This window comes from Streptomyces sp. MK37H (assembly GCF_018035285.1).
GTDB classification, from domain to species: domain Bacteria; phylum Actinomycetota; class Actinomycetes; order Streptomycetales; family Streptomycetaceae; genus Streptomyces; species Streptomyces endocoffeicus.
Window position 1 is genome coordinate 1 of the sequence record NZ_JAAAYH010000003.1, and the last position, 14,852, is coordinate 14,852.

Sequence of the window (14,852 nt, forward strand, 5' to 3'; positions counted from 1 at the left end):
GAACGACGGGCCCGGGGACACCCCGCCGCAGCGCTGAGACGGCCCCTGAGGGCCTCCTTGCAGCCTCTTAGGAGTCCTGGAAGCCCCACTCAGGCCCCCACTCAGGGGCCCAGGAGGCCCCCAGGCCAGGCAGGCCCTCTGGGCCCCAGGCCCCTGGCGGCCCTCAGGACCGCCCGTTGACGGCCGGCTGGGTCCCGGGGGCCAGGACGCCGCACAGCGAGACCGTGGTCCGGCCCGTGGTGTACGGGTCGGTGCCCGTCGGGGCGTCGCCCTTGGCGCTCTGGCCGGCGAGCATCGGCCGCAGATAGCCGGAGGCGTTCGCGGCGCATGCCTGCGGGCCCGCCAGCACGGTGCTCTGCACCAGCTCCAGATGGCGGTCGCGCAGATCGTCCCGGTCGAAGCGGAACCGCGTCTCACGGCGCACGGTGAACAGCGAGGCATGGTCCGGTCCGCGCTCATGGGCCGGCTGGAGCGCGTAGACGAAGACGTGGTCGGCGGCGACCTCCAGGGTCGCGGCGCTGCGCTCGATGACCGTAAGGGTGCCGCGGACCCGCACCGGGGTGTCGGCCAGGGTCACCTCGGCCGGGTTGAAGCGGTTCAGCCAGCCGGTGGCCGCATGCCGCCCGTCGTCGACCGGGTGTTGGAAGCTCTGGTCGAACTGGGTCTGCTGGGCCGGGTCCAGCAGCAGCCTTACGGCCTGCACCGGGCCGCCCGTGAGCACACCCGGGTCGATGGCGGACTTGACCAGGTAGTCCTTGGCGGTGGTGAGCGCCGTCATCACCTGGCTCTCGGAGAAGTTCTGGGTGCGGCGGGCGCCGGGCACAGTGACCCCTTCGGCGCCGGTGCGGAACTCGGCGGCCGGGCTGCCACGGAACAGCCGGTCCGGCGGCCCTCCGGGCACCTCACCGCGCGGCGCGAGCGGCACCACGCTGCTGTGCAGCGGCTCCACGGTCTGCGGCTGCGGCGTCTGGTACGGGTGGCGCACCCCCATGTAGACGGCCGCGGCGAATGCGATGGCGATCAGCAGGACGAGCGCGACGGCCTGGCGGGACGCCCCGGCCCTGGCCCAGGCGTGCCGACTGCGCACCGCCCGCGCGTGCTCGCCCATGCGCTCGTCGGCGGAGAACTCCTGGAGCCGGGCAGCACGGACGAACGACTCGTCGAACACGACGGAGCGGTACTCGTCCTCACCACCTCCCGGGACGCCCTCGGGTGTCCCCTCGGGAGGGTCTCCACGCCCGGCCATACCTCAAGAGTAGGTCGCCAGGGGCGACGGTAAACGCGGTGGTACTCCACAACTTGGGAGGCGAGTGCGGAGGAAACGCCCCATAGGCCGCGACGTGCTAGTGCCGCGTCAGTCAAGGTTTGCCCGGTAGCGAGGCGTCCTGGTGCGGTCAGCTGCAAGGCGCCGAATCGGCCTCGAGGGGCACCGCCCGGACGAAGTCCGGGGGAGGGCCTACTCGGCCGGTTCGGCAACGCCGCCGGGGGCACCTCCCAGCGGTAGCTGGGGGCGGCCGTGCCAGGGCGGCGAGCGGGGCAAACCTTGGCTGACGCGGCACTAGCGAGGTCCGAGGACGTCACCGCGACGGCGGTACGGCGGAGGCGGTCGAGCCCTTGGCGCCGGTCGGCTCCGGGGCCGACTCCGACCCCGAGGGCTCCAGGCGCGGCTGCCCCGAGGGCGAGCCGTCGACACCGCTGGTGGCGGGCGGCGGGGCGGGGTCCTGGCGGTTGCCCGAGGCGCCCCGGTAGACGGCCGTGAAGGCCAGGGCGACCACGCCGATGCCCATCAGGACGGCCAGCAGCCAGGCCACCGGGCGGTGCCAGCGGGCATGGCCGCGGTAAGGGCGCCCCGCGCTGCCGTAACGCCCATAAGGGCCGTAGGCGTCGTCCCCGTCCCGCCCCGGGCCGAAGCGCCCGTCGGGGTCGTCCGCGCCGTAGAAGTCGGCCTCCGCGCCGTACCCGTCGTCGAAGAGCTCGTCCTCGGGCGGGACCCCGGCCCTGCGGCGCCGGGACGCCTCGGCCTCGGCACGGGCCTCGGCTGCGGCCAGCATCCGCTCGATGGCGGTGGGCTCATGGATCGGGGCCGACCGTACGAAGTCCTCGTCGAAGACCACGGCGGCGAACTCGTCGTTCGTCTCGCCGTGGCTGCGGTCGTCGGGCTCGTCGCCGTCCGGGAACGGCTTGCCCCCCACGTCGTCCGGCACCCATTCAGAGTAGACCGGACGGGTCAATTTGGGCAGGGTGAAATGGTATTCGGGGGAAGATCCACCCCAGCGGCGCCGGAAATCGACCATCCCCCGAACGGGTGAGTCAGCGGGTGTGGCCGTCGCCGGTGACGATGTACTTCGTCGAGGTCAGCTCGGGCAGCGCCATGGGCCCCCGGGCGTGCAGCTTCTGGGTGGAGATGCCGATTTCGGCGCCGAAGCCGAACTGCCCGCCGTCGGTGAACCGCGTGGAGGCGTTCACGGCGACCGTGGTGGAGTCCACGAGCTGGGTGAAGCGGCGGGCGGCCTGCTGGGACGACGTGACGATGGCCTCGGTGTGCCCGGAGGACCACAGGCGGATGTGGCTCACCGCGGCCTCCAGGGAGTCCACGACGCCCGCCGCGATGTCGTACGAGAGGTACTCGGTCTCCCAGTCATCGACCACCGCCGGGACCACGGTGGCCTTGGAGCCCTCCGCGAGCGCCATCACCCGCTCGTCCGCGTGGACCGTGACCCCGGCCTCGGCCAGCGCGTCCAGGGCGCGGGGCAGGAACCGGGCGGCGATGTCCTGGTGCACCAGCAGCGTCTCCGCCGCGTTGCACACGCTCGGCCGCTGGGCCTTGGAGTTCACCAGGATCTCGACCGCCATGTCGAGATCGGCCTCGGCGTCCACGTACACATGGCAGTTGCCGGTGCCGGTCTCGATGACCGGGACCGTGGACTCCTCGACGACCGTACGGATGAGGGACGCGCCGCCACGCGGGATCAGCACGTCCACCAGACCACGGGCGCGCATCAGCTCGCGCACCGACTCCCGGCTCTCGCCCGGCACCAGCTGCACCGCGTCCGCGGGCAGCCCCGCCCCGCCGACGGCGTCGCGCAGGACCTTCACCAGCGCGGCGTTGGAGTGGGACGCCGACGAGGAGCCACGCAGCAGCACCGCGTTGCCCGACTTCAGGCAGAGCGCCGCGGCGTCCACCGTCACATTGGGCCGGGCCTCGTAGATGATCCCGACGACGCCGAGCGGAACGCGCACCTGGCGCAGGTCGATCCCGTTGGGCAGCGTGGAGCCGCGCACCACCTCGCCGACCGGGTCGGGCAGCGCGATCACGTCGCGGACGTCGGAGGCGATGGCCCGCACCCGCTCGGGGGTGAGCGTCAGCCGGTCCACGATGGCGTCGCTGGTGCCGGCCTCGCGGGCCCGCTCCACATCGGCCGCGTTGGCCTCCACGATCTCCTTGGTGCGCACCTCCAGGGCGTCGGCCATCGCGAGCAGCGCGTCGTCCTTGACGGCGCGCGGCAGCGGCGCGAGATCGGCGGCCGCGACCTGGGCCCGGTAGGCGGCCTGGAGGACCGGGGACTTCGGCCAGGGGTCGGTGAGCGGCGACGTGGGTGCGCTGGTCATGCCCGAAGCGTACTGAGCCGGGAGCGGAGATCCACGCCCTATTCCGCGATTCGAGATGGCATTCTCACATCTCGGCACCGCACATCCGTCCTCAGAACGGATGCACGCCCACCGGGGAGGCCGGTGGCGGCCCGTACCCCTCCGCGACCCGCTGGTGATACGTATCACGGTCGATGACCTCGAGCCCCACGATCTCCCAGGGCGGCAGCTTGGCCGAGGCCCGGTGCTCGCCCCACAGCCGCAGCGCGACCGCCGCGGCGTCGTGCAGATCACGGGCCTCTTCCCAGTAGCGGATCTCGGCGTGATCGTTGGCATAGCGGCTGGTCAGCAGGAACGGATGGTCATGGGCCAGCTGCTCGAGCGCCCTGCGGACCTCTGGCAGCGGCGCCTCGCTCCCCGAGACGCTGAGGGTGATGTGCCACAGCCGGGACGCCTCGCCACGCCCGGCATGGTGCGCCACGGCGTCGCCGGACCCGGCGTCGCCCGCTCCGACACTGGTCAGGGTGCGCTCCGCCGCCCCTCTGGGCGACGCCCCCGGGCGCCCTCGTCTCACCGGCGGCCTCCTGTAACTCGCTGCTCCGCTCACGCGCGGGCGGAGCATCTCGTGACGGTGCCATGGCCGCGGCCTTCCGCTCGGACTCCGCCGCGTCTCCCACAGCCGGCGCGCTGCCCCGCGCGACCCCGTTGAACAAAGTTGACCAGCCCACGCCCGCCCGCGGGGCGCTTTTGAGGTTTTTCGGAGGGGGGTTATTTTCCGGCGGCTCGGTTGTCCCCCCAGCTACCGCTGGGAGGTGCCCCCGCGAGGGTGCCCGTGCCGTCGGAGCGGCTCACTCCAGGACGACGAGGTCGTCGCGGTGGACCACCTCGCGTTCATAGGCCGGGCCGAGCTCGCGGGCCAGGTCCCTGGTCGAGCGGCCGATCAGCTGCGGGATCTCCTTGGCGTCGAAGTTGACCAGTCCACGGGCCACGGGGCGGCCCCCGGTGTCCCTCAGCTCGACCGGATCACCGGCGGTGAATTCGCCCTCCACGGCGGCGATCCCGGCGGGCAGCAGCGAGGTGCGGCGCTCCACGACGGCCCGTACCGCGCCGTCGTCCAGGGTGAGGGCGCCGCGTGGCGCGGAGGCGTGGGCGAGCCAGAGCAGCCGGTTCGCCGAGCGGCGGCCGGTGCGGTGGAAGAACGTGCCCGTATGGCGGCCGAGCAGGGCGTCCCCGGCCCGGCTGGCGGAGGTGAGCACCACCGGGACCCCGGCCGCGGTGGCGATCCGGGCCGCCTCGACCTTGGTGACCATGCCACCGGTGCCCACCCCGGAGCGGCCCGCGCTGCCGATGGAGATGCCGTCCAGGTCCTGAGGGCCCCGGACCTCGTCGATCCGGGAGGTGCCGGGAGTCCTGGGGTCCCCGTCGTACAGACCGTCCACATCGGAGAGCAGCACCAGCAGATCCGCCCGGACGAGATGGGCGACCAGGGCCGCGAGCCGGTCGTTGTCGCCGAACCGGATCTCGTCCGTGGCCACCGTGTCGTTCTCGTTGACGATCGGCAGCGCCCCCATGGCCAGCAGCTGGTCCAGGGTGCGGGTGGCGTTGCGGTAGTGGGCGCGGCGGCTGGTGTCGTCCGTGGTGAGCAGCACCTGGCCGACCCGGCGCCCGTAGCGCGCGAATGAGGCCGTGTAACGGGCCACCAGGAGCCCCTGCCCGACACTCGCGGCCGCCTGCTGGCGGGCGAGGTCGCGGGGGCGCCGGTCCAGGCCCAGCGGCGCCAGCCCGGCGGCGATGGCGCCGGAGGAGACCAGGACTATCTCCTTGCCGTTCGTGCCGCCCTTACTGTCGCCGCCCTTACCGTCGCCGTCCCTGCCGCCGTCGCCCTTACCGTCACCGTCGAGCACCTTGGCGAGCACGTCGACCAGCGCGTCCACGCGGTCCGCGTCCAGGCCCCCCGCCGCGGTGGTGAGGGAGGACGAGCCGACCTTGACCACGATCCTGCGGGCGGCGGCCACCTCGTCCCGTACCGCCGACCCGTCCTGCTCCGCCACGCCGCTCCCTCGCTCGTCCCCGGCCCATCACACGCCCCGAAAAACGCATGCCTTACACACTCATCATGACAAGGGGGCAATCTACGACAGCCGGTCCTCGCCCGCCTCGGCATTTCACCCCCCGGACACCGCCCGCGCACATCGCCTCACGCACCGCCATCAGCGCCCCGCGGACACCTCTCGGGGGACCTTTGACACCGATTGCGACCGGTTGGCACCGGCGCGGATTGTCACCGGGCGGGGCGTCGGCATACGGTCAGGGGTCCCCCCAGTCCGTTGCCCTCCTGCCAGGAGCCCTCCCCGTGCCCTCTGCCGGAATCGCCCCACGCCGGGTCGTACAGCTGACGGCGCTGCTCGCGATGCTCGTGTTCTTCGCCACACAGCTCGTCGGCGCCGTGCTTCCGAACGTACCGCTTTTCATCGCCGCCTCGGCGTGCGGTCTCGCGCTCGATCTCTTCCTGCAGCACAAGCAGCCCGGTCTGCTGTCGCTGCTGGGGAAGATCCGCCTCGACGTCACGGTGCGCCAGCTGTTCCGCGACATGCTCATCATGGTCGGGCTGCTGCGCATCGAGGGCATCAATCCCCTGCACGAGCAGGCGCCCCTGACCGTGGGGCTGCTGCTCTTCTACCTGGTGCACTTCGCCTGCCAGGCGGCGGCCATCCTGGTCCGCCGGAGCCGCCAGCTGCCGTTCGTCACGCGCAACATCGACGCGTCCGCGCTGCGCCTGAGCGAGGCCCCGCCGCGGCTGTTCGCCCGCCAGCACGGGCGTCGTCTGCTGCGGCTGGCCGCGCCGGTCACCGCCGGTCTGCTGGTCACCGCCGCCACCAAGAACGCCGTCTGGGGCGGCGTCGGCCTGACGATCGCGCTGGTGATCGGCATCGGCGGCACGGCCCACCTCGCCGGCTGGCTGCTGCCGCGCAAGCGCGTGGCGAACGAGGCCACGGCCCTGCGCTGGCTGGACCAGTGGCTGGCCGACTACCAGCCGACCGTGGGCATGTACTTCTCCGGCGGCAACTCCTCCGCGTACCAGGCGAACATGTGGCTCTCCACGCTCGCCGCGCTCGACGGCAAGCCGATCATCGTGCTCCGTGAGCGGTTCATGGTGCAGAAGGTGGAGGCGACGGACGTGCCGATCGTCTGCCTCCCCAAGGTCGCTCATCTGATGCGGCTGGAGCACTCGACGCTCAAGGTGCTGCTGCACCCGGCGAACTCCGGCAAGACCTCGCAGGTGCTGCGCATCCCCTCGATCAAGCACGCGTTCATCAACCACGGCGAGAGCGACAAGCTCTCCAGCTGCAACCCGTACGCCAAGGCGTACGACGAGGTGTGGGTCGCGGGCCCGGCGGCGCGCGAGCGCTACCAGCTCGCCGACATCGGCGTCGAGGACAAGGACGTCGTGGAGGTCGGCCGGCCGCAGCTTGCCCCGATCCGCCCCTACGCGGGCGTGCCCACCGGTGAGTTGACGACGGTGCTGTACGCGCCGACCTGGGAGGGCTGGGACGGGAACCCCGGCAACACCTCGGTGATCCTGGCCGGTGAGAACATCGTCCGCGAGCTGCTCGCCGACCCCAAGGTGCGCCTGCTGTACAAGCCGCACCCGATGACCGGCTCCGTGGACCCGCGCGCGGGTCGTGCCAACGACCGCATCAAGGCGATGATCGCCGAGGCGAACACCAAGCGCACCGGCGACCGCCCCGGCGCGGAGGCCGCCGCCGAGCTGGCCCGGTGCGCCGATGAGCTCAACCGGCTCACCAGCACCTCCTTCCGCCCCAGCGCGGACGAGATCGAGCGCATGAAGCTCCAGGGGGCCCCGGACGGCGACCGCGCGGCGGCCGTCGCCGCGGCCACCGCCGCCTGGGAGAGCGCCTACTGGGCCTCGCTGCCGGTCTGGGAGCACCAGATCATCACCGGTCCGCGTCCGGCGATCTTCACCTGCTTCAACCAGGCCGACGTGCTGATCAGCGATGTCTCCAGCGTGGTCTCGGACTACCTGACGAGCGAGAAGCCGTACGCCGTGGCGAACACCAGCGGGATGACGGAGGAGGAGTTCCGGGCGGGCTTCCCGACCGTGCGCGCCGCCACGATCCTCACGCCGGAAGCCGCGGGCGTGACCGGACTGCTGGAAGCGGTCCGCGACCCCGAGAAGGACACCCTCGCGGGCGCCCGCGCCGAGCTGAAGGTGCATCTGCTCGGCCCGTCCGACCCGCCGTCGCTGGTGCGCTTCGACCGGGCCACGCAGGACCTGTGCCGCAAGGCCGACGAGCGGCGGGCCCGGATGGCCACCCGGCTCACCGACGAGATCCCCTCGCAGCGTGAGGCCCGGGACGCGGCGGAGGAGATGGAGCTGGAGGCCGGCTCGCCGGAGCCGGAGGAGACCGCGACGGTCTGACGTCCGACGGTCCGGGCCGACGGCAGGCACCGAGAGCATGACGAAGGGCCCGGGAGATCCCTCCCGGGCCCTTCGTCATGCCACCTGCCGGGCGGCGCCGAGAAGCGCGCTCAGAGCCCGCGCAGGGGTCCCGGAGCAGACATGGCGCCCCAGGCCCCCGCTACGGCCGCGCGGCCCTCAGAACGGTTTGAACGTGTCGAACTCCTCGTCCGCCTCGTCCCGCTCGGCGTCCCGGTCCCGCCGCCGCTGCGCGGCCGGGCGCGGGGTGTCGAAACGGTGGTCCTCGCCACGGCGGCCCAGCATCTCCGCGCCGGTCGCGAGGCTCGGCTCCCAGTCGAAGACGACCGCGTCGTCCTCGGGGCCGATGACGACCTCGTCGCCCGAGTGGGCGCCCGCCTTCATCAGCTCCTCCTCGACGCCGAGGCGCGCCAGGCGGTCGGCGAGGTAGCCCACGGCCTCGTCGTTGGCGAAGTCGGTCTGGCGGACCCAGCGTTCGGGCTTCTCGCCCAGCACGCGGTAGAAGCCCTCCTCGACGACGACCCTGAAGCCCGCGTCGTCCACGGCCTTCGGCCGGATGACGATCCGGGTCGCCTCCTCCTTCGGCTTCGCCGCCCGCGCCTCCGCGACGATCTTCGCCAGGGCGAAGGACAGCTCCTTGAGGCCGAGATGGGCAACCGCCGAGGCCTCGAGGACCTGGTAGCCGCGGGCCTCCAGATCGGGCCGGATGATGTCGGCGAGGTCGTTGCCGTCGGGGATGTCGACCTTGTTGAGCACGACGACCCGCGGCCGGTCGTCCAGACCGCCGTACTGGGCCAGCTCCGCCTCGATGACATCGAGGTCGGTCAGCGGATCGCGCTCGGACTCCAGCGCCGCGGTGTCCAGCACGTGCACCAGCACCGAGCAGCGCTCGACATGGCGCAGGAACTCCAGGCCGAGGCCCTTGCCCTGGCTGGCGCCGGGGATCAGGCCGGGGACGTCGGCGATGGTGTAGACGGTCGAACCGGCCGTGACCACACCGAGGTTGGGCACCAGCGTGGTGAACGGATAGTCGGCGATCTTCGGCTTGGCCGCCGAAAGCACCGAGATCAGCGAGGACTTGCCGGCGCTCGGGTAGCCGACGAGGGCCACGTCCGCGACGGTCTTCAGCTCCAGGATGACGTCCCCGGAGTGACCCGGCTCGCCCAGCAGCGCGAAGCCGGGGGCCTTGCGGCGGGCTGAGGCGAGCGCGGCGTTGCCGAGGCCGCCGCGGCCGCCCTGGGCGGCGATGTAGGTGGTGCCCTCCCCGATCAGATCGGCCAGGACGTTGCCCCGCTTGTCGAGGACGACGGTGCCGTCCGGGACCGGCAGGACCAGGTCGGTGCCGTCCTTGCCGGAGCGGTTGCCGCCCTCGCCGGGCTTGCCGTTGGTGGCCTTGCGGTGGGGGCTGTGGTGGTAGTCGAGCAGGGTGGTGACGGACTGGTCCACGACCAGGATCACATCGCCGCCCCGGCCGCCGTTGCCGCCGTCCGGTCCTCCGAGCGGCTTGAACTTCTCGCGGTGCACGGAGGCGCAGCCGTGGCCTCCGTTACCCGCGGCGACATGCAGTTCGACGCGGTCCACGAAGGTGGTCATGACGGGTGCCTCCAGTTACATACGGGTTCAGGGGTGTTCTGATGTGCCTCACGCTCGTAACGCGCCGAGGGCGGACCCGCTTCCCGTCACGGGAAGAGCGGTCCGCCCTCGGAAAAGGCTGTGCGATATCGCCCGGGCTGATTACTCAGCGACCGGAACGATGTTCACGACCTTGCGGCCACGGCTGGTGCCGAACTGCACCGCACCGGCGGCCAGCGCGAACAGCGTGTCATCGCCGCCGCGGCCGACACCCGTGCCCGGGTGGAAGTGCGTGCCGCGCTGGCGGACCAGGATCTCACCCGCGTTGACGACCTGGCCGCCGAAGCGCTTGACGCCGAGCCGCTGGGCGTTGGAGTCGCGACCGTTCCGAGTGGACGATGCGCCCTTCTTGTGTGCCATCTCTCCTCAGTCCCTTACTTCGCAGCCGAGTCGATGCCGGTGATCTTCAGCGCGGTGTGCAGCTGGCGGTGGCCGATCCGCTTCCGGTAACCGGTCTTGTTCTTGTACTTCAGAATGTCGATCTTGCCACCCTTGTGGTGGTCGACGACCTCGGCGTGAACCTTCACACCGGCCAGGACCCACGGGTCGCTGGTGACGGCATCGCCGTCGACAACGAGCAGAGTGGAAAGCTCGACGGTGTCGCCGACCTTGTTGCCGGCCAGACGGTCGACCTCGATGACATCGCCCACGGCCACCTTCTGCTGGCGGCCGCCGGTGCGCACGATTGCGTACACGCGGTTCTCACTCTCTCGCTAGAAATCGGGACCTCTGATGCCAGCCGCCCAACACGGCCCACGAGGGTCGTGACAACCGAGTGATCATGCGATTCAGCATCGGCCGAACGGCCTCTTCCGGCGAAGCGGAAGGGATGTGCTCAGGGGTTTGGCGTACAGACGCCAAGCGTCAAGGTTACCAGAGCCTCGAAGGGCGCCTGCGCGGGTACGCGGGCGCCCCTCGGGGGCCGGGTGCCGTCAGTCGTCGGCGGCGGCCGAGACCGACTGCGGAGTCTGCTGCTCCGCCGCCGCGGTCTTCTTCGCCGCCGACTTCTTGGCGGTCGTCTTCTTGGCCGTGGTCTTCTTGGCGGCCGTCTTCTTCGCCGCCGTCTTCTTCTCGGCGGTCTTCTTGGCCGCCGCCTTCTTGGCGGGAGCCTTCTTGGCCGCCTTACGGGCGGTCTTCTTCGCCGGTGCCGCGGTCTCGGCCTCGCCCTCGGCGGACGCGCTCTCGGGCGCCGCCTCCGGCTCGGGCTTCGACCCGGACTCCGGCTCCGACTCCGCGGAAGACCCGCTCACGACCACCACGGCCGCCTCCTCGGAGCCCGTCGGCGAGCCCGCGGGGGCGCTCACCTTACGGGTCGCACGGCGGCGCGTACGCGGCGCGGGCACGCCCTCGAGCGGGGCCGGCTCCTCGGCGGGAGCGGCGGCGGGGGCCTCGGCGGCCGCCCCCGGCTCCGCCTGGGCCGCCTCCCGACGCTCGTCGGCCACCACGACCACCACGCCCTCCGGCTCCTTGGCGGCCTTCGGGGCGCCCGCCGGGGCGGACACCTTACGGGTGGCACGGCGGCGCGTACGCCCACGGGTCGCGGCGGCCTCGGCCTCCGCGGCGCTGCTGTACAGCTCCTCGTCGGCCGCGAAGACCGGCTCGGGCAGCGGCTTGGGCTGGGTGGCCTCCGCCGCGATCTCGGCCGCCGCCTCGGTGACGTCCTCGGACTCCGCCTCGGCTTCGGCCTCGGCCTCGGCCGCTGCGGCCCGCTCCTGCTGCTGAGCGCCACCGGCAGCGGACTTCTTCTTCTTGCGCTTGCCGCCACCGCCGCCGGCGGACGACGCCAGGTCCATGTGGACGATCACGCCGCGGCCGTTGCAGTGCACACAGGACTCGGAGAAGGACTCCAGCAGCCCCTGGCCGACCCGCTTACGGGTCATCTGGACCAGGCCGAGCGAGGTGACCTCGGCCACCTGGTGCTTCGTACGGTCCCGGCCCAGGCACTCCAGCAGCCGCCGCAGCACCAGGTCGCGGTTGGACTCCAGCACCATGTCGATGAAGTCGATCACGATGATGCCGCCGAGGTCGCGCAGCCGCAGCTGGCGCACGATCTCCTCGGCCGCCTCCAGGTTGTTCCTGGTGACCGTCTCCTCGAGGTTGCCGCCCTGGCCGGTGAACTTGCCGGTGTTGACGTCGATGACGACCATCGCCTCGGTCCGGTCGATCACCAGCGAGCCGCCGCTGGGCAGCCAGACCTTGCGGTCCAGCGCCTTCATCAGCTGCTCGTCGATCCGGTAGGTGGCGAAGACGTCGACGTCCGAGGTCCACTTCTGGAGCCGGTCCGCGAGGTCGGGCGCCACGTGCGAGACATAGCCGTGGATGGTCTCCCAGGCGTCGTCACCGCTGACGATGACCTTGGAGAAGTCCTCGTTGAAGATGTCGCGGACGACCCGGACGGTCATGTCGGGCTCGCCGTAGAGCAGCGACGGGGCACTACCGCTCTTCGCCTTCTTCTTGATCTCCTCCCACTGCGCCTGCAGCCGGGCGACGTCGCGGGACAGCTCCTCCTCGCTCGCGCCCTCGGCGGCGGTACGGACGATCACGCCCGCGTCCTCGGGAACGATCTTCTTGAGGATCTGCTTCAGCCGGGCCCGCTCGGTGTCGGGCAGCTTGCGGCTGATGCCGGTCATCGAGCCCTCGGGCACGTACACCAGGTAGCGGCCGGGCAGGGAGACCTGGCTGGTCAGCCGGGCGCCCTTGTGGCCGATCGGGTCCTTGGTGACCTGCACCAGCACGGACTGGCCGGACTTCAGGGCGGTCTCGATGCGACGCGGCCCGTTGGAGAGCCCCAGCGCCTCGAAGTTGACCTCGCCCGCGTACAGCACGGCGTTGCGGCCCTTGCCGATGTCGACGAAGGCGGCCTCCATCGACGGCAGCACGTTCTGGACCTTGCCCAGATAGACGTTACCGACGTAGCTGGTGGCCTGCTCCTTGTTCACGAAGTGCTCGACGAGGACGTTGTCCTCCAGCACGCCGATCTGGGTGCGATCGCCGTTCTGCCGGACGACCATGACCCGCTCGACCGCCTCGCGGCGGGCCAGGAACTCGGCCTCGGTGATGATCGGCACACGGCGGCGGCCCTGCTCACGGCCCTCGCGGCGGCGCTGCTTCTTGGCCTCCAGACGCGTCGACCCCTTGATCGACTGCACCTCGTCGGCACCGGACTCGGCTTCCTTGCCGCGCCGCTCCCGGGGCTCGCGGACCTTGACGACCGTGCGCTCCGGGTCGTCACCGGCCGCATCGGTCTCGGCGGCGTCGCCGCTGCGACGGCGCCGACGGCGACGACGACGGCTGCTGCTGGAGCCGCCGGGCTCACCGGCCTCGGCGCCCGACTCGTCCCGGCCCTCGCCCTGCTCCTCGGCGCCCTCGCCCTCGGCGGCCGACTCGTCCTCGTACCGCTCACCGGTCTCGGAACGCCCCTCGGCGCCCTCGGCCTCGGCGGTCTCGCCCCGGCGGCGACGCCGTCCGCCACGGCGGCGGCGACGGGCCGGACGGTCGCCGGACTCCTCCTCGCCGGACTCGCCCTCGGGCTGACCGGCCTCGGCCTCGGGCTCGCTCTCGCTCTCCTCGGCGGCCTCGGTCTCCTCGGCCTCCGGCTGCTCCTCGGCGGGCGCGGCGCCACGGCGGCGGCGCCGGCGGCGGCCGGCGGGCGCCTCGGGCTCGACGGCCTCGGCCGTCGGCACGGCCTCGGCCGTCGGCTGCTCCTCGTCCTCCTCCTCGGGCTCCTCCAGCGCGGCGGCGGCCTCGGCGGCGGCGCTCTCCGGCGTCTGGAAGACCGGCTCGGTGAAGACGGGCGCCTGGAACACGGCCGTCGGCGGGCGGACCGCCCGGCGCCGCGAACGGGGCGCGGGCTCCTGCTCGGCGGGGGCCTCGGCCTCGGCGGCCTGCGGCTCCTGATCCTGAGCGCCGCTCGGCTCCTCGGCGGCGGGGGCGGTGCTCCGGGTGGCGCGGCGGCGGGTGCGGCCGCGCGGCGCCTCTTCCTCGGCCTGCGCGGGGACGGGCTCCTCGGCGCTCTCGGTCCGCCGCTCGGCGGCGGGCTCCTCGGCCTCGGCCTCCGCGGGCGCTCCGGCGGGAGCGGTGGCCTTACGGGTCGCACGACGGCGCGTACGGGCAGGCGCCGGGGGCACGGTCTCGGCCTCGGCAGCCGCCGTGGGCTCCTCGGTCTCCTCCGGTTCCACCGGCTCCTTCGGCGGCACGACCTCCGCGGCCTCCGCCTCCGCCGGGGCACCGGCCGGTGCGGTCGCCTTACGGGCCGCACGGCGGCGCGTACGGGTACGCGGGGCCTCGTCGGCCGGGGCATCGGCTGCGACTGCGGCTGGGGCCGTGGCCTCGTCACCACTGCCACCAGCGGCCGCCGCAGACGACGCGTCCGCGTCGGCGGCCTCCGCCTGCGGCGCGCCCTCGGGGGCAGTGGCCTTACGGGTCGCACGACGGCGCGTACGGGCGGGGGCCGGAGGCACGGCCTCGGCCTCGGCAGCCGCCGCGGACTCCTCGGTCTCTTCGGTCTCCTCCGCCGCCTCCGGCTCCTTCGGCGGCACGACCTCCGACTCGGCGGGGGCACCGGCGGGAGCGGTCACCTTACGGGTGGCACGGCGCCGCGTACGGGCGGGCGCAGCGGCCTCGGCGGCGGCCTCCACCACGGGCTCCGCGACAGGCCCGGCGGCGGCCTCGGTCTCCTCGCCGCCATGCCCGGCGTCGGCCGGGACCACGGTCTCCGCGGCCTCCGGCGAACCCGCCGGGGCGGTCGCCTTGCGAGCGACCCGGCGCCGCGTACGGGCGGGCGGAGCGGCGGATTCGGTGTCGGATCCGGATACGGATCCACTCGCGGTGGCCATGGCGGCACCGGCGGCGACGGGCTCGGAAGCGGCCTCGGCGGCGGCGAAGACACCGGTCCGCTCAGCGGCTATGGCCGGTACCGAGGGCGTGGTGACCTCGGCCTCGCCCACCGCGCCGGGCGGCGGACCGGCCGGGCGGGAGGCCGCGCGGCGGCGGCGCGGCGGCAGCGTGTCGCTGGGCGTGTTCTCGATGGATTCCCCGGGCACCGCGGCACGCGGCGCGGATGATCCCAAGGGCTGGACAGGTTGGGTCGGCTCAATAGGTTCGAGCATGCGGGCGTTTCTCCCGTCACGCTCCCGGGCGCCGCGCCTGCTTCCGGCCGGCCACCCGCGCACTG

General features: G+C 72.8%; 10 protein-coding genes. 1 reads left to right on the plus strand and 9 read right to left on the minus strand.

Annotation, left to right across the window (positions count from 1 at the left end):
* Positions 1-163: 163 nt before the first annotated feature.
* The 5 genes from GWI24_RS01105 to proB all read right to left on the minus strand — a co-directional run bounded on the left by GWI24_RS01105 (position 164) and on the right by proB (position 5,639).
* Complete coding sequence (locus tag GWI24_RS01105; protein WP_210943982.1) at positions 164-1,246, minus strand: hypothetical protein; 1,083 nt, start codon at positions 1,244-1,246, stop codon at positions 164-166.
* A 331-nt stretch (positions 1,247-1,577) separates the two neighbouring features.
* Positions 1,578-2,204 carry a hypothetical protein gene (locus GWI24_RS01110; protein WP_308343298.1) on the minus strand — a complete coding sequence of 209 codons (627 nt, stop codon included), beginning with the start codon at positions 2,202-2,204 and terminating at the stop codon, positions 1,578-1,580.
* Positions 2,205-2,310: 106 nt separating this feature from the next.
* Positions 2,311-3,609, minus strand: coding sequence for a glutamate-5-semialdehyde dehydrogenase (locus tag GWI24_RS01115; protein WP_210943986.1), 1,299 nt, complete (start codon positions 3,607-3,609; stop codon positions 2,311-2,313).
* A gap of 91 nt (positions 3,610-3,700) precedes the next feature.
* Complete coding sequence (locus GWI24_RS01120; RefSeq protein WP_210943988.1) at positions 3,701-4,162, minus strand: hypothetical protein; 462 nt, start codon at positions 4,160-4,162, stop codon at positions 3,701-3,703.
* A gap of 274 nt (positions 4,163-4,436) precedes the next feature.
* Complete coding sequence (gene proB / locus GWI24_RS01125; RefSeq protein ID WP_374103251.1) at positions 4,437-5,639, minus strand: glutamate 5-kinase; 1,203 nt, start codon at positions 5,637-5,639, stop codon at positions 4,437-4,439.
* Between the two features lie 302 nt (positions 5,640-5,941).
* Here proB and GWI24_RS01130 point away from each other — a divergent pair, with 302 nt between their 5' ends.
* Positions 5,942-8,029, plus strand: a complete 2,088-nt coding sequence (locus GWI24_RS01130; protein ID WP_210943990.1) for a hypothetical protein — start codon at positions 5,942-5,944, stop codon at positions 8,027-8,029.
* A 177-nt stretch (positions 8,030-8,206) separates the two neighbouring features.
* Here GWI24_RS01130 and obgE read toward each other — a convergent pair whose 3' ends face one another.
* From obgE to GWI24_RS01150, 4 genes are all read right to left on the minus strand, one after another.
* Complete coding sequence (gene obgE, locus GWI24_RS01135) at positions 8,207-9,640, minus strand: GTPase ObgE (RefSeq protein ID WP_210943991.1); 1,434 nt, start codon at positions 9,638-9,640, stop codon at positions 8,207-8,209.
* 141 nt (positions 9,641-9,781) lie between these two features.
* Positions 9,782-10,039 (minus strand): 50S ribosomal protein L27, encoded by a 258-nt coding sequence (rpmA, locus tag GWI24_RS01140; protein WP_020871349.1) that lies wholly within the window; start codon positions 10,037-10,039, stop codon positions 9,782-9,784.
* 14 nt (positions 10,040-10,053) lie between these two features.
* A complete protein-coding gene (gene rplU / locus GWI24_RS01145; RefSeq protein WP_164429553.1) occupies positions 10,054-10,374 on the minus strand; it encodes a 50S ribosomal protein L21 in 321 nt (106 codons plus the stop codon).
* Between the two features lie 237 nt (positions 10,375-10,611).
* On the minus strand, positions 10,612-14,787 hold the full coding sequence (locus GWI24_RS01150) for an Rne/Rng family ribonuclease (RefSeq protein ID WP_210943993.1): 4,176 nt from the start codon (positions 14,785-14,787) through the stop codon (positions 10,612-10,614).
* Between the last annotated feature and the right edge of the window lie 65 nt (positions 14,788-14,852).

Coding starts and splice junctions, on each gene's coding strand:
- GWI24_RS01115 (WP_210943986.1), bottom strand. CDS start 3,609: ATGACCAGCGCACCCACGTCGCCGCTCACCGACCCCTGGCCGAAGTCC.
- rpmA (WP_020871349.1), bottom strand. CDS start 10,039: ATGGCACACAAGAAGGGCGCATCGTCCACTCGGAACGGTCGCGACTCC.
- obgE (WP_210943991.1), bottom strand. CDS start 9,640: ATGACCACCTTCGTGGACCGCGTCGAACTGCATGTCGCCGCGGGTAAC.
- GWI24_RS01150 (WP_210943993.1), bottom strand. CDS start 14,787: ATGCTCGAACCTATTGAGCCGACCCAACCTGTCCAGCCCTTGGGATCA.
- GWI24_RS01105 (WP_210943982.1), bottom strand. CDS start 1,246: ATGGCCGGGCGTGGAGACCCTCCCGAGGGGACACCCGAGGGCGTCCCG.